This is a genomic window from Chitinimonas viridis, assembly GCF_030409555.1.
GTDB classification, from domain to species: Bacteria; Pseudomonadota; Gammaproteobacteria; order Burkholderiales; family Chitinimonadaceae; genus Chitinimonas; species Chitinimonas viridis.
In genome coordinates, this window is record NZ_JAUFPU010000002.1 from 115,008 (window position 1) to 128,973 (window position 13,966).

The 13,966-nt window shown below is 62.4% G+C and carries 14 protein-coding genes; 11 read left to right on the forward strand and 3 right to left on the reverse strand.

Features of this window, described 5'->3' with window-relative positions; genetic code table 11:
- Positions 1 to 330: 330 nt before the first annotated feature.
- On the forward strand, positions 331 to 747 hold the full coding sequence (locus QWZ03_RS02035; RefSeq protein ID WP_290331204.1) for an OsmC family protein: 417 nt from the start codon (positions 331 to 333) through the stop codon (positions 745 to 747).
- Here QWZ03_RS02035 and QWZ03_RS02040 read toward each other — a convergent pair.
- Positions 744 to 2,024 carry an MFS transporter gene (locus QWZ03_RS02040; protein WP_290331205.1) on the reverse strand — a complete coding sequence of 427 codons (1,281 nt, stop codon included), beginning with the start codon at positions 2,022 to 2,024 and terminating at the stop codon, positions 744 to 746. The two genes, QWZ03_RS02035 and QWZ03_RS02040, sit on opposite strands and share 4 nt — an antisense overlap.
- Before the next feature lie 113 nt (positions 2,025 to 2,137).
- Complete coding sequence (coq7, locus tag QWZ03_RS02045; RefSeq protein WP_284194472.1) at positions 2,138 to 2,755, reverse strand: 2-polyprenyl-3-methyl-6-methoxy-1,4-benzoquinone monooxygenase; 618 nt, start codon at positions 2,753 to 2,755, stop codon at positions 2,138 to 2,140.
- A 262-nt stretch (positions 2,756 to 3,017) separates the two neighbouring features.
- Here coq7 and QWZ03_RS02050 point away from each other — a divergent pair, with 262 nt between their 5' ends.
- The 10 genes from QWZ03_RS02050 (at position 3,018) to QWZ03_RS02095 (ending at position 13,718) form a co-directional block, all read left to right on the forward strand.
- On the forward strand, positions 3,018 to 3,650 hold the full coding sequence (locus QWZ03_RS02050) for a peptidylprolyl isomerase (protein ID WP_290331206.1): 633 nt from the start codon (positions 3,018 to 3,020) through the stop codon (positions 3,648 to 3,650).
- A gap of 22 nt (positions 3,651 to 3,672) precedes the next feature.
- Positions 3,673 to 4,167 carry a peptidylprolyl isomerase gene (locus tag QWZ03_RS02055; protein ID WP_284194474.1) on the forward strand — a complete coding sequence of 165 codons (495 nt, stop codon included), beginning with the start codon at positions 3,673 to 3,675 and terminating at the stop codon, positions 4,165 to 4,167.
- Between the two features lie 67 nt (positions 4,168 to 4,234).
- Entirely contained in the window at positions 4,235 to 4,984 is a 750-nt protein-coding gene (locus QWZ03_RS02060) for a UDP-2,3-diacylglucosamine diphosphatase (RefSeq protein WP_290331207.1), read from the forward strand.
- A gap of 131 nt (positions 4,985 to 5,115) precedes the next feature.
- Positions 5,116 to 5,604, forward strand: a complete 489-nt coding sequence (locus QWZ03_RS02065; RefSeq protein ID WP_290331208.1) for a hypothetical protein — start codon at positions 5,116 to 5,118, stop codon at positions 5,602 to 5,604.
- Between the two features lie 173 nt (positions 5,605 to 5,777).
- Complete coding sequence (locus QWZ03_RS02070) at positions 5,778 to 7,226, forward strand: FAD-linked oxidase C-terminal domain-containing protein (RefSeq protein ID WP_290331209.1); 1,449 nt, start codon at positions 5,778 to 5,780, stop codon at positions 7,224 to 7,226.
- On the forward strand, positions 7,226 to 8,269 hold the full coding sequence (gene glcE / locus QWZ03_RS02075) for a glycolate oxidase subunit GlcE (RefSeq protein WP_290331210.1): 1,044 nt from the start codon (positions 7,226 to 7,228) through the stop codon (positions 8,267 to 8,269). The genes QWZ03_RS02070 and glcE overlap by 1 nt, the downstream gene beginning before the upstream one ends.
- On the forward strand, positions 8,269 to 9,483 hold the full coding sequence (gene glcF / locus QWZ03_RS02080) for a glycolate oxidase subunit GlcF (protein ID WP_290331211.1): 1,215 nt from the start codon (positions 8,269 to 8,271) through the stop codon (positions 9,481 to 9,483). The genes glcE and glcF overlap by 1 nt, the downstream gene beginning before the upstream one ends.
- Before the next feature lie 108 nt (positions 9,484 to 9,591).
- Positions 9,592 to 10,365 carry a heme ABC transporter ATP-binding protein gene (locus QWZ03_RS02085; RefSeq protein ID WP_290331212.1) on the forward strand — a complete coding sequence of 258 codons (774 nt, stop codon included), beginning with the start codon at positions 9,592 to 9,594 and terminating at the stop codon, positions 10,363 to 10,365.
- A gap of 309 nt (positions 10,366 to 10,674) precedes the next feature.
- Positions 10,675 to 11,283, forward strand: coding sequence for a glutathione S-transferase (locus QWZ03_RS02090; protein ID WP_290331213.1), 609 nt, complete (start codon positions 10,675 to 10,677; stop codon positions 11,281 to 11,283).
- 173 nt (positions 11,284 to 11,456) lie between these two features.
- Positions 11,457 to 13,718, forward strand: coding sequence for an arginine/lysine/ornithine decarboxylase (locus tag QWZ03_RS02095; protein ID WP_284194482.1), 2,262 nt, complete (start codon positions 11,457 to 11,459; stop codon positions 13,716 to 13,718).
- Positions 13,719 to 13,813: 95 nt separating this feature from the next.
- On the opposite strand, the gene lptM is transcribed toward QWZ03_RS02095, so the two are convergent.
- The gene (gene lptM, locus QWZ03_RS20945; protein WP_373322326.1) at positions 13,814 to 13,960 is read right to left on the reverse strand and encodes an LPS translocon maturation chaperone LptM; all 147 of its coding nucleotides are present in this window, start codon (positions 13,958 to 13,960) and stop codon (positions 13,814 to 13,816) included.
- Positions 13,961 to 13,966 lie beyond the last annotated feature (6 nt).

A 13,966-nucleotide genomic window follows, 5' to 3' on the forward strand; every position in this document is an offset into this window, starting at 1 on the left:
GGGCAAAAAAAAGCGCAAGCCAGTTGGGCTTGCGCGCTAATTCCACCAAAGAAGGAGGATGGAGGAGACAACATCAAAGCACACACATTGCGTGTACAGCCTCAATGCAGATCGAATACTACGCGAAGCTTACTTTTTATGCAAGTCGTTTTTTGTGCGGTGCGCCATAAATCAAGCAATTAGAAATAAAGTTACAAAGAAAAATTAGAGGAAATGCACTAATTCCGCACTTTTGCTACGCTTCTGTAACTCCAGAGACCGCAACACCCCTGGTCCGCTTGCGCATCGCGTCAAAAAAGACCCCCAACTACCGCTAACAAGGAACAGTCCATGCAAGCCCGCATCAAGTGGATAGAGAACGTCAGCTTTCTGGCGCAAAGCGAATCAGGCCATTCCGTACTGATGGATGGCGCCCCTGCCGCTGGCGGCAAGAACCTGGGCTTTCGGCCCATGGAGATGTTGCTGATGGGCACGGGCGGCTGCACGGCCTTCGATGTGATCACCATCCTGAAAAAAAGCCGGGCCGACGTAGTGGATTGCGAGGTGGAACTGCAGGCAGAGCGGGCAGACACCGAACCCAAGGTCTTCACTCGCATCCATATGCACTTCATCGTCAAGGGCCGCGCCCTCAAGGCAGACCAGGTCAAGCGCGCCATCGACCTGTCAGCCGAGAAGTATTGCTCTGCCTCCATCATGCTGGGCAAGACCGCCGAGATCACCCACGACTTCGAGATAGTCGAAGTCTAAAGCCCACCCTGGGTGGGCGCCTCCTCGGTCCGCTTGGGCAGCACCAGCAGCAAGCGGGCCGGCGACCGGTACAGGGCATGCCAGGCCAGTACCAGACCCATGGCGGCGATCACGTAGATAGCACCTCGCAAACCCAGCGCGGTAGCCAGCATCCCGCCTGCCAATGCTCCCAGGGGCGCGGGCGCCACCGTGACAAAGCGCATGGTGGCAATCATGCGCCCCAGCAGGGCATCTGGTGTCACGGCGGCACGGGCAGCCAGATAGTTGATGGAAAACAAGGTCGCACCGCAGGCAAACAGCGCCTGGCACAGACTGAACCACAGCATGGCCGGCCCCCAGCCTTGCACAATCAGCGCGAAACCCAGCCAGGCCAGGGCGGTGGCGGCAAAGCCCATGCCTACCGTCGGGCCTATGCCAAAGCGCCTGCCCAGTCTGTCCGCCATCAAGGCGGCCGCCAAACTCCCCAGGCCACCCAGCATATAGCTGACGCCCATATCACCGGCATCCAGCCCCAGATTGCGGGTGGCAAACAGCACCAGCACGGCACCCAGCATATGGTTTAGCAACTGCCACAAGGTTGTCTGTATGGCAAAGGCGCGCAGCACCGGCGTGTGCCGGACCAGATCGATACCCGCCTTGATCTCCTGCCACACCGACGTATTGCCTGCCGACACCGGCGCCTGTTCAGGCGTTTTGACCGTCCGCAGTACCAAGGCAGAGATGACGAAACTGCCGGCCGTAAACAGGATGGCGAACGGTGCCGTCAGCCACTGTATCAGCAGACCCGCCAGGCCCGGTGCGGTCAGCTGCGCGGTGGATGATGTCGCGGTGAACTTGCTGTGAGCCTCCACCAACCTGTCCTTGCCAACCAGCATGGCGACATAGCTCTGGTGGGCCGACCCACCAATCACCTCGGCCGTCATGCAGAGAAAGCCCACCACCCACAGCACCGGCATGGAGAGCCAGCCACCCCAGGCAGCCAGCGGCACGATCAGCAAGGCCAGCGCGCACAGGGCATCGCGCCCCAGCATCAGCGGCATCCGGCGCACCCGGTCTATCAGCACCCCGCCGTGCAGGCTGAACAAGGCAAAGGGCAGCACCTCGATGGCCATCAACACCCCCATTTCCATGGGTGTGGCATGCAACAGCACGGCGGCGGTCAGCGGCAAAGCCAGCCGGGATATATAGGAACCGAAGTCCGAGATACCTTGAGCCAGCCATAGCCGCACAAAATCGCGATGCCGCCATAGTCCGTCAAAACGAATGGGGAATATCATAAAAATCTTATTCTTATAGCCAAGATAGCTCAGGGCAAGGCCTATGCCCGCTTGGCATGTCTATTTATTCAGCCGGGATTGAGACCGGGTCGGCAGCGGAGACAGGCGGGGGATCAGACCCGATAGGACAAGCTGGTCATCACCCGAGACATGGCTCGCATGGCCGCCTTGGCCGGTGGTGGTAGCTCGGCCGCGCCAAGCGCCACCGCCATCTCGGCGTGCGCCGTCTCGTCGGCATGCATCTGGCTGACTATGGCACGGCTGCGCTCATCGGCCTGGGGCAGGCTGCCCAGGTGGCTGGCCAGATGCTCACCCACCTGGCGTTCCGTTTCAGCCAGAAAACCCAGGTTCCAGCGATCGCCCACCAGTCCGGCCGCCACCCCCATGGCCAAGGAGCCGGCATACCACAGCGGGTTCAGCACGCTCTGGCGCCCACCCAACTCTGCGATGCGCTGCTCGGTCCAGGCCAGGTGCTCCACTTCCTCGTGGGCGGCCTGGCGCAATGCCTCACGGGCCTTGGGATCGCGCGCAGTCAGTGCCTGGCCCTGGTAGAGCGCCTGCGCACAGACCTCGCCGCAATGATTGACGCGCATCAGGCCTGCGGCATGACGCTTGTCCTCGGCGCTCAGCTGGGCTTCGGCAATCTTTGCATCAGGATGCGGACGCAGACTGGCCGCCGGTGCGAACACGGTGCGCAGGGCGCGATCGAATTCGGTAATCAGCTTGTCCATGGTCTACTCCCGCTAATGGCTTAAGGCCGGCAATTCTAGGGCCTGGCATGATTTATTTCATCATTGTCGTGATCCTCGAGCACCTCCCTGCCAGCACCTGCATCGGTATAACCGGCCTTGCCTGGTAGCGACGGATAGCGCAGCCCGCCACCTGCTGAGAGCAGCTGGCTGGGTGTGCTACCATTCCGGACTACACATCGCAGCGCGCTGGGTTTGTCCGGCCGCTGCCATCAACTCACCCTTCTTCCGAGATACCGTATCCATGAAGAAACTACTGCTCGCATTCGCGCTTGTATTGGCTGCTCCCGCCGCCTTGGCGGCCAACCCGCTGGTGCGCTTCACCACCAACCAGGGTGATATCGATGTAGAGCTGTTCCAGGATAAAGCCCCCAAGTCGGTGGCCAACTTCCTGGCCTACGTCAAGAAAGGCCATTACAACGGCACGATCTTCCATCGCGTGATTCCTGGCTTCGTGGTCCAGGGCGGCGGATTTACCCCGGACATGCGGGAAAAACCCACCAGCAAGCCTATCGAAAATGAAGCCAAGAACGGCCTCTCCAATGCCATCGGCACGCTGGCCATGGCACGTACCATGGACCCGCACTCGGCCAGCGCCCAGTTCTATGTCAACGTCGGCGAGAATGTCCAGCTCGACTACCGCGAAGAATCCCCTCGCGGATGGGGCTATGCCGTGTTCGGCAAGGTGATCGCCGGCATGGATGTCGTCGAAAAGATTGCTGCCGAGCCGACCAGCATGACCAACGGCATGCGCGACGTGCCGGTCAAACCCATCATCGTCAAGTCTGCCAAGCAGATACCCGATACCCGTATCGCCAAACCGGCTCCGGCAGTGCCCCCGGCACTCACGCCCGCCGCCGACCCGGCCAAGCAGTAAACACTCCTGAAAGGACACCGCCATGCGCGTCAATCTGCACACCAACCACGGCCTCATTGGCATCGAACTCGATGAAGCCAAGGCCCCCAAGACCGTTGCCAACTTCGTCGAGTACGTGAAGTCCGGCCACTATGACGGCACCATCTTCCACCGCGTCATCAATGACTTCATGATACAGGGCGGCGGTTTCGAGGCTGGCCTGAAGCAAAAGCCCACGCGCGAGCAAATCGAGAACGAGGCCGCCAATGGCCTGAAGAACGACAAGTACACCGTGGCCATGGCCCGTACCCCCGATCCGCACTCGGCCAGTGCCCAGTTCTTCATTAACGTCAGCAATAACAACTTCCTCAACTACACCTCGCCCACCGCGCAAGGCTTCGGCTACTGCGTGTTCGGCAAAGTAGTGGAAGGCGCCGATGTCGTTGACGCCATCAAGGCGGTCAAGACCGGCAACAAGAGCATGTACCAGGATGTACCCGTCGAAGACGTGGTCATCGAAAAGGCCGAGCTGGCCTGATACGGCCGGCACTTTCTGCCAGAATACGGCGCGGACGCTTCCGCGCCGTTTTACGTTGCCCGCCCGAATGAATCCTCTACCCTTGCTGTTTGCCTCTGATCTGCACCTGTCCGATAGCGATCCGGCTACCGAAGCCGCCTTCATGGCCTTTCTGGCAGGTCCGGCGCGACAGGCGCAAGCGCTTTACCTGCTGGGGGATATCTTCGAGTACTGGGCCGGCGATGACGACGACGACCCCCTCAACCAGCGCATCGCCGCCGCCCTGCATGCGGTGAGCCAGGCTGGGGTGGCCGTCCATCTCATGCATGGCAACCGTGATTTCCTGCTGGGCGAGCAATACGCCAAGGCGGCCGGTGCGACCTTGCTGGCCGACCCCACACTGATTACGGCATTTGGCCGGCCTTGGTTGCTCAGCCACGGCGATGCCCTGTGCACCGATGACCTGCCCTACCAGCAGTTCCGCGCCCTGGTTCGTCAATCTGCCTGGCAAGCCGCCTTCCTGGCCCGCACGCTGGCCGAACGCAAGGCTGAGATCAGCCGCATACGGGCAGCCAGCCAGTTGGCCAAGCAGCAAAAGGCCAGCGACATCATGGATGTGAACGACTTTGCCGTTGCGGCCCTGCTGGCCAAATACCCTGGCGCCCATCTGCTGCATGGCCATACCCACCGTCCCGCCCGGCACCAGCATGAGGTGCAGCACGGTCTTAGGCAACGCTGGGTGTTGCCAGATTGGTACGCTGGCAAAGGGGGCTATCTGCGGCTCGATATGACCGGCCCAACCCTGGTCGGCATCAATCAGGACGCGACCTGGGCCTGATTGCCAGCACTACGCTACTGCACACTCCACTTACTTAGCCGATTGACTTCCTGCTCAGGCGGCATAGACTCAGCACATTATTGCAGCGCAACATCTGTCCACAAGACTGAATTATCAGGATTTATCTCCCTATGAACGCGCCAACCGCTGCCTGGGCCCTACCCCGCCTGGAGCAACAATTCGAGTTCCTTAACGAAGGTGCCGACATTGCCAATCGCAATTTCGAACGCCTGCTGAGTACCCAGTTCGACGGTTGCCGGGACTGGATGCGTGCCATCAACGCCTCGCAAGAACCCGCACGGCAACTGGAGCAGCACCTGGATCAAAGCCTGCACCTGAGCTGCGCCCTGTTTGTGGCACAGGTCTCGGCCCTGACCGACGCCATGCAGTTGGTGGAACGCAACTGGGCCGAGCAACAGCGCGCCCTGTTGGTCAGCCTGGGTACACAACCCGAAGCCGTCAATGCCCCACTGAAGAAGGCGGTCTGCGTCAGCAGCTGCGCTTTCGACTCCATGTCCAAGGCCACCCGCCAGGTAGCCAACTTTGCCAGCAACCGCTTTGCCGCCGCCGCAGTCAGCGCCTTCCAGCAAGCGCGAGACAAGATGGCAGAGTCCAGCTAAGCGCTACCCTCTGCGCAAACCGATCAAGCCACGGCATGCCGTGGCTTTTTCATGGCCGGAAGCCACCAAAAAACAGTTAAGGCCTTGATTACACAGAACGGTGCGGGTATTCCCTATTGGTAGCCAGGCCTGTAGCGCTCTTAAATGAGAGCACTACGACAGTCAGGCTCCCCATGTCCGAGGCATTCCTCAGCGCATTGCGTCATACCCTCCCCGCCGAAGCGCTGGTCCTGGATGTTGAACGCCTGCGCGCATTCGAATGCGATGCCCTGTCGGCCTACCGCGCCTTGCCGATGGCTGTTGCTCTGCCTGGCAGCGAAGAAGATGTCATTGCCGTACTGCAACTGGCTCACGCCCACCGCATACCGGTAGTCGCCCGTGGTGCCGGCACGGGCTTGTCAGGCGGCGCCACGCCGACGGCTGGCTGCCTGCTACTGGGCATGTCGCGCATGCGCCGTCTGCTTTACCTGGATCCCCTGGCCCGCTATGCGCGGGTACAGCCCGGCGTACGCAACCAGGCCATCTCCGAAGCGGCCGGCCACTATGGCCTGTATTACGCACCAGACCCCTCCAGCCAGATTGCCTGCACCATCGGTGGCAATGTGGCGGAGAACGCTGGCGGCATTCATTGCCTCAAGTACGGCCTGACCGTGCACAACCTGCTGGGGCTGCGCGCCGTCACCATGGAGGGCGAATTGCTGGAGCTGGGAGGCACCCTGGATTGCAACGGCTACGACCTGCTCGCCTTGCTGACCGGCAGCGAGGGACTATTGGCGGTGGTGACCGAGGTGACAGTCCGCCTACTACCCAAGCCGCAACTGGCCCGCGTCATTCTGGCCAGCTTCGCCGAGGTGGGCCATGCAGCCGATGCCGTGGCCCAGCTGGTTGGCAGCGGCGCCACGCCCGCCGCGCTGGAAATGATGGATGGCGCCACGGTAAGGGCAGTGGAAGACTTTCTCCAGGCCGGCTACCCCACCGATGTCGCCGCCCTCCTGCTGTGCGAGGCCGATGGCACGCCAGAGGAAGTAGAGGCGGATATCGTCCAGATGAGCCGTGTCCTGCGCGCAGCGGGTGCCTGCGAGCTACGGGTCTCAGACTCGGAGGCGGAACGGCAACAGCTCTGGGCAGGCCGCAAGGCCGCCTTTCCGGCGGCCGCCAAACTGGCGCCCGATTATTACTGCATGGATGGCAGCATTCCCCGCGCCGCAGTCGGGCGGGTACTGGCGGGTATCGCAAGCTTGAGCGCGCAATATGGGTTGGCCTGCATCAATGTCTTCCATGCCGGCGATGGCAATCTCCACCCCTTGATCCTGTTCGATGCCAACCGAGCCGGGGAGTTGGCCAGGGCCGAGCAGTTCGGCACCGATATTGCCGCTCTGTGTGTCAGCGAAGGTGGCGCCATCACAGGCGAGCACGGTGTCGGCATAGAAAAGCTGGACGGCATGTGCGCCCAGTTCAACGCTGCCGAACTGGGTCAATTCAGCGCCATCAAGGCTGCCTTCGATCCCCTGGGCCTGCTCAATCCCGGCAAGCTGATCCCCACGCTGCATCGCTGTGCCGAGTATGGCCGCATGCATGTGCACCGGGGCCAGCTTCCCCACCCCGAACTCCCCCGCTTCTGATGCTTACCGATCTGCAGGCGCAACTGCGCCAAGCCCACGCCATGTCCGTACCCGTGCGCATTGTCGGTGCCGGTAGCAAACAGGGCTGGCATGCCCCCCAGCAAGGCGAGGCCCTCCATGTGGGCAGCCATGCAGGCATCATCGACTACGCACCGGCAGAGCGGGTCATCAGCGCTCGTGCCGGTACACGGCTGGCCGAAATACAGGCGGTACTGGCAAGCCAGGGACAGATGCTGGCCGCCGAACCGCCGGATTTCGGTGGCCATGCCACCCTGGGCGGCGCACTGGCCACCGGCTGGAGCGGCCCGCGCCGGCCTTGGGCCGGTGCCATGCGCGACCAGCTACTGGGGGTGGAGATACTCAATGGTCAGGGTGAGTTGCTGCGCTTTGGTGGTCGAGTCATGAAAAACGTCGCCGGCTTTGACCTGGCCCGTTTGATGGTAGGCGCCAACGGTACACTAGGACTCATCACCGAGGCCCATCTCAAGGTACTCCCCCTGCCTGAAGTCGAAACCGTGCGGGTATTCGAGCTGCCGCAAGCCGACGCCATCGCGTTGGCCAATCGGCTCTGTGCGGCGCCCTGGCCGCTGTCCGGAGCGGCCTGGCAAGGCGGCCTGCTGCGGATACGGCTATCCGGCAATGCCGCCGCCGTGGCGACGGCACAGCAGCAACTGGGGGGCGAGCCTGACGTCGAACGCCATTGGTTTGCCCGGCTGCAGGCCATGCAGCTGGATAGCTTTGCACCGCCCAGTGCCGAGCAGGGTCTTTGGCGCTTGTCCTTACCGCAGACCTGCCCACCGCTGCTGGCGGACTACCCCCAGCTGATCGACTGGGCTGGCGGCCGCCGCTGGCTCAGCGCCCCCTTGGCCGCCGCCCAGGCCATCAGCACCAGCGCCCGCGGTGCCGGGGGGCACGCGCTGCTACAACGCAGCCAGGCTGGCTGGCCAACGGCGCCACGCAATCCCACCTTGCTGGCGCTGGAGGCTCGCATCCGCCGCGCGCTCGACCCCCGGCAGATATTGAATCGCAGGCAGGGGGATTGATGCAGACCCAGCTCACCGCACACTACATCAGCACCACCGAGGGGCAGGAAGCCGATGCCATCCTGCGACGCTGCGTGCATTGCGGCTTTTGCCTGGCCACCTGCCCGACCTACCAACTGAGCGGCAACGAGCTGGACAGCCCACGCGGCCGCATCTACCTGATCAAGCAACTGCTGGAGGGGCAGCCTGCCAGCCGCAGCACGCAGCAACATCTGGATCGCTGCCTAAGCTGCCGCGCCTGTGAAACCACCTGTCCATCGGGGGTGGCGTACCACCGGCTGGCCGACATAGGCCGGCATGCCCTGGAGGCACAGCTGGGGCGGCCCCTGCTGGAGGGCTTCAAGCGCAGCCTGCTCAAGCGGGTGTTGCGCAACCGCCCCTTGTTTGGCGGTCTGGTCATGCTGGGGCGCCTGAGCCGACCGCTGCTGCCCAAGCGCCTGGCCAGCATTCCAAGGCTGGGCGACACCCGCCGTCCCCCCCCCCGAGCCGGCAGGCCACGCTGGCTTATGCTGGAGGGATGCGTGCAACCCGCCCTGGCACCCGCCATCAATGCCGCTGCGGCGCGGGTATTGGCAGCCTGCGGTATCGACCTGCAGGCACTATCGGGCTGCTGTGGGGCGCTGGCCTGGCATCTGAATGATGCCGCCGACGGCCTGGCCGACATGCGGCGTATGGTGGCCCAGGCAGACCATGCTCTGGCCCAGGGCGCGGCGGGCGTCGTCTATACCGCCAGTGGCTGTGGCGCCAGTGTCGTGGAGTATGGTCAGTTGCTGGCGGGCGACATGGCGCACGCCGCAGCCGCAGCGCGGGTTTCGGCCAGCGCGCTGGATATCTCCGACCTGGTGTTACAGCATCTCGACCAGTTGCTGCCGCAACTCCAGCCCCCCGCCGACCCTAGGTTGGTGTTCCACGCTCCTTGCAGCCTGCAGCACGGTCTGCATAAGAAAACATCGGCGGAGGCCATGCTGGTGCGGCTGGGCTATGTGCTGCTACCGATAGCCGATGCCAACCTGTGTTGCGGCTCTGCCGGCAGCTATTCGATATTGCAGGCAGATATCGCCAGCCAGTTGCGCAGCGACAAGCTGGCCAAACTACAAGCCGGCCAGCCCAGCCAGATAGCCACAGCCAATATCGGCTGCCAGACACACCTGCAAGCCGGTACCCGCACCCCCATACGGCACTGGATAGAGCTGATCGCCGAGCGGCTGAGCTGATACCCCGGGGCTGACCGTTTGGAGGCCGCGGCTTGCCGCGCCCCCACCCCACCTATACAGTAAAAGCAACCTGATTCGACTTGCTGGCAAGGGCGCCAGCCGCCCGCCATGCTCATCCTCTCCCAACTCAGCCTCGAACGCGATGGCCGCCAAGTGCTGGAAAAAGTCAGTGCCACGGCCCCACTCGGCCAGCTGACTGCGCTGCTAGGCCCCAATGGGGCGGGTAAATCCAGCCTGCTGGCAGTGGCGGCTGGCGAACTGACCCCGACAGCCGGGAGCTGCGAGTTCGATGGACTGCCGCTGTTCCGCACCCACGCCAGCACCCTGTCGCGCCGTCGCGCCCTGCTGCCCCAGTCAAGTACGCTGGAGTTCGATTTCAGTGTCCGCGAAGTGGCCAGGCTGGGCAGTACGCCCTTCCCCGACATTCCTGTCGCCGAACTGGAAGGACTGATAGACAGCGTGCTGCGGCTTACCGATGCAGATGCCCTGGCAGAACGCCGCTATGTGCACCTGTCGGGCGGAGAGCGGCAACGGGTACAGCTAGCACGCGTCCTGGTACAAGCCTGTGCTGCCGCCGCCCAAGGCCCTGCCTTGCTGCTGCTGGACGAGCCTACCGCCAGCCTGGATCCTCGCCACCAGCACACGCTGCTGGCCGGCCTGCATGAACTGGCGCGCAAGCTGCCCCTGGCAGTGGTTGCCAGCCTGCATGATGTCAACCTGGCACTGCATTATGCAGACCAGGCTTGGCTGCTACAGGAAGGCCGTCTGATCACTGCCGGGCCGCCATCGCAAGCGCTTACGCCAGAGCGGCTCACCCTGGTCTTCCAGCTACCTGCCCAAGCCATGGCGGGGCGTATCTGGTTCGGCCTGCCGCCGGGGTAATCGGCCATGCCAAGGCCAATCACCCCACTGCTGGCTACGTCGTTTTTTCGCGACGTACCTGCGCATAGTCATGGGTGGAAAACCACAAATACGGCAGAAATTCGAAACAGGATTGCGCAGCGCAGCATAAGCAGTAAAAATCGTCTCGACCTCATCGGCCCCGATCATCTCGTCACGGCCGCCATCATGGTCCACGCCTGCGGCGCGGTGCGATCCACCAACACCGCTGGCGTTACGACTCCCCGGCGTTGCAATGAAGCATGACCCGGCCGCCTACAGGCCTTCAACCCATTCGACTGGTTTCAAACCATGAAGCTGATTGCCTCGCTCACCAGCCCTTTTGCTCGCAAGGTACGCATCGTCCTGCAGGAAAAACGCATCGAGTGCCCGCTGACGGTGGATATCCCCTGGGATGCCAACACCCAGGTGCCCAACGTCAACCCGCTGGGCAAGGTGCCTGTGCTGGTGTTGGATGACGGCTCCAGCCTGTACGACTCTCGGGTCATCGTGGACTACCTGGACCATGTGTCGCCGGTGTCGCGACTGATACCCAGCGATTATCGCCAAGCCATTCAGGTCAAGCGCTGGGAGGCACTGGCTGATGGCATCTGCGATGCCGCCGCCGCCATCTTCCTGGAGCGCAAACGGCCTGCCCGGCAGCAGAGTGAGGACTGGATCAATCGCCAGCAGCTCAAGATGGCGCGCGGCCTGGCCGCCCTGTCGGAAGACCTGGGGGAACGGCCCTGGTGCAACGGCGAGAGCTACACGCTGGCGGATATTGCCGTAGGTGTCTGCCTGGGCTACCTGGACCTGCGCTTTGCCGACATCACCTGGCGCGAATCCTATGCCAACTTGGCCCGGCTGGCCGACAAGCTGGCCCAGCGGCCGGCTTTTGCCGACACGGTTCCGCCGGCCTGATGAATGCTTGAAACTGCCATACCCATGACGGGCGTCAAGGCTTAGAATCTGCCTTGCACCCAACAGGGCCGTATCCAGCCGGATACGGCCTTGCGCTTTTCCTGGCGATGCGTCATAAGCGCGTCGTGATTGAATGACAAGCTACGGCCATGGCCGTACCGGAGTACTCCCCGATGAAATTCCGCTTTCCCGTCGTCATCATCGACGAAGACTTCCGCGCCGAGAACTCCAGCGGCTTCGGCATCCGTGCATTGGCCAGCGCCATCGAAGCCGAAGGTTTCGAGGTCATGGGCGCCACCAGCTATGGCGACCTGACCGGCTTTGCCCAGCAGCAAAGCCGCGCCTCCTGCTTTATCCTGTCCATAGACGATGAGGAGTTCATCGGCGGCGAAGTCGGTGAGGAAACCGCCGCCATCAAGAACCTGCGCGCCTTCGTGGAAGAGATACGCTTCAAGAATGCCGATATCCCCATCTTTCTGTATGGCGAAACCCGTACCAGCCGGCATATCCCCAACGACGTCCTGCGGGAACTGCATGGCTTCATCCATATGTTCGAGGACACGCCGGAGTTTGTGGCACGTAGCATCGTGCGCGAGGCCAAGACCTACCTAGACTCGCTGGCCCCGCCATTCTTCCGCGCGCTGCTGCATTACGCCCAGGATGGCTCCTACAGCTGGCATTGTCCCGGTCACTCCGGCGGCGTGGCCTTCCTCAAGAGCCCGGTAGGCCAGATGTTCCACCAGTTCTTCGGTGAAAACATGCTGCGCGCCGATGTCTGCAACTCGGTCGATGAGTTGGGCCAGCTGCTCGACCATACCGGCCCGGTAGCCGCCAGCGAGCGCAATGCCGCCCGTATCTTCGGCTCTGATCATCTGTTCTTTGTCACCAACGGCACCTCCACCTCCAACAAGATGGTCTGGCACGCCACGGTGGCACCGGGCGACATCGTGGTGGTGGATCGCAACTGCCACAAGTCCATCCTGCACTCCATCATGATGTGCGGCGCCATTCCGGTATTCCTGATGCCGACCCGCAATCACTTCGGCATCATCGGCCCCATCCCGCTGTCCGAATTCCAGCCCGAGACCATACAGAAGAAGATCGAGGCCAACCCGTTTGCCCGCGAGGCGCTGGCCAAGCGTCCGGACAACAAGCCGCGCATCCTGACCATCACCCAATCCACCTATGATGGTGTGCTCTACAACGTAGAAATGATCAAGGATGTGCTGGGCGAAACCATAGACACCCTACACTTCGACGAGGCCTGGCTACCCCACGCCGCCTTCCACGAGTTCTACCGCAATATGCACGCCATCGGCCGCGATCGCCCCCGCTCCAAGGACGCCATGGTGTTTGCCACCCAGTCCACCCACAAGTTACTGGCAGGTCTGAGCCAGGCCTCGCAAATCCTGGTGCAGGAGTCCGAGACCCGCCAACTGGACAGGCATCGCTTCAATGAAGCCTATCTGATGCATACCTCCACCTCGCCGCAGTATTCCATCATCGCCAGCTGCGACGTAGCAGCCGCCATGATGGAAGCACCCGGCGGCACCGCCCTGGTCGAGGAATCCATCGCCGAGGCACTGGATTTCCGCCGCGCCATGCGCAAGGTCGATGCCGAGTACGGCGAGAGCTGGTGGTTCAAGGTCTGGGGGCCGGAATACCTGGCAGACGAAGGCGTAGGCACCCGCGAGGACTGGGTATTGAAGGCTGACGAGCGCTGGCACGGCTTTGGCGCCCTGGCTGATGGCTTCAACATGCTGGATCCGATCAAGGCCACCATTATTACCCCCGGCCTGGATGTAGGCGGCGACTTTGCCGATAGCGGCATCCCCGCGGCCATCGTCACCAAGTACCTGTCCGAGCATGGAGTGATCGTGGAGAAGACCGGCCTTTACAGCTTCTTCATCATGTTTACGATCGGCATCACCAAGGGCCGCTGGAATACCCTGGTCACCGCATTACAGCAGTTCAAGGATGATTACGACAAGAACCAGCCGCTCTGGCGTGCGCTGCCCGAATTTGTGGGCAAACACCCACGCTACGAGCGTGTGGGCCTGCGCGACCTGTGCCAGCAGATCCATGAGGTATACCGCGATAACGATGTGGCACGCCTCACCACCGAGATGTACCTGAGCGATATGGTGCCGGCGCTCAAGCCTTCCAAGGCCTTCAGCAAGATGGCCCATCGCGAGATCGAGCGCGTATCGCTGGATGCGCTGGAAGGCCGTATCACTGCCATCCTGCTGACACCCTACCCACCGGGCATTCCCTTGCTGATCCCCGGCGAGCGCTTCAACAAGACCATCGTTGACTACCTGCGTTTCGCCCGCGCCTTCAACGAGCGCTTCCCTGGCTTCGAGACCGACATCCATGGCCTGATCAAGGACGAGGTCAGCGGCGAGTACTATGTGGACTGCGTCATCGACGAGTAAGCCCGGCGCGAGGTAAGCGTAGGCATCAAGCAATTGCCAAACCAAACGCCGCATCCCGGGATGCGGCGTTTTTCATGCCGCACCAGGCAGGATGGTCATGGCGCTTTCGGCTGGGTCGCCTGCGACGAATCCGGCAGGAACAAGGGGCCCTTGTAGCCGCAGGCAGTCAGCAAACAGGTGGCAGCAATCAGGCAGGACAAGAGGAGGCGCATGGCAGCACGGGTAGGGGGTAAAATAGCCATACTAAC

Bases quoted from the DNA above. Each gene is read 5' to 3' on its own strand.
- QWZ03_RS02085 (WP_290331212.1), top strand. From the start codon at position 9,592: ATGCTCATCCTCTCCCAACTCAGCCTCGAACGCGATGGCCGCCAAGTG.
- QWZ03_RS02065 (WP_290331208.1), top strand. From the start codon at position 5,116: ATGAACGCGCCAACCGCTGCCTGGGCCCTACCCCGCCTGGAGCAACAA.
- QWZ03_RS02055 (WP_284194474.1), top strand. From the start codon at position 3,673: ATGCGCGTCAATCTGCACACCAACCACGGCCTCATTGGCATCGAACTC.
- QWZ03_RS02070 (WP_290331209.1), top strand. From the start codon at position 5,778: ATGTCCGAGGCATTCCTCAGCGCATTGCGTCATACCCTCCCCGCCGAA.
- glcF (WP_290331211.1), top strand. From the start codon at position 8,269: ATGCAGACCCAGCTCACCGCACACTACATCAGCACCACCGAGGGGCAG.
- glcE (WP_290331210.1), top strand. From the start codon at position 7,226: ATGCTTACCGATCTGCAGGCGCAACTGCGCCAAGCCCACGCCATGTCC.
- QWZ03_RS02040 (WP_290331205.1), bottom strand. From the start codon at position 2,024: ATGATATTCCCCATTCGTTTTGACGGACTATGGCGGCATCGCGATTTT.
- coq7 (WP_284194472.1), bottom strand. From the start codon at position 2,755: ATGGACAAGCTGATTACCGAATTCGATCGCGCCCTGCGCACCGTGTTC.
- lptM (WP_373322326.1), bottom strand. From the start codon at position 13,960: ATGGCTATTTTACCCCCTACCCGTGCTGCCATGCGCCTCCTCTTGTCC.
- QWZ03_RS02090 (WP_290331213.1), top strand. From the start codon at position 10,675: ATGAAGCTGATTGCCTCGCTCACCAGCCCTTTTGCTCGCAAGGTACGC.
- QWZ03_RS02060 (WP_290331207.1), top strand. From the start codon at position 4,235: ATGAATCCTCTACCCTTGCTGTTTGCCTCTGATCTGCACCTGTCCGAT.
- QWZ03_RS02035 (WP_290331204.1), top strand. From the start codon at position 331: ATGCAAGCCCGCATCAAGTGGATAGAGAACGTCAGCTTTCTGGCGCAA.
- QWZ03_RS02050 (WP_290331206.1), top strand. From the start codon at position 3,018: ATGAAGAAACTACTGCTCGCATTCGCGCTTGTATTGGCTGCTCCCGCC.
- QWZ03_RS02095 (WP_284194482.1), top strand. From the start codon at position 11,457: ATGAAATTCCGCTTTCCCGTCGTCATCATCGACGAAGACTTCCGCGCC.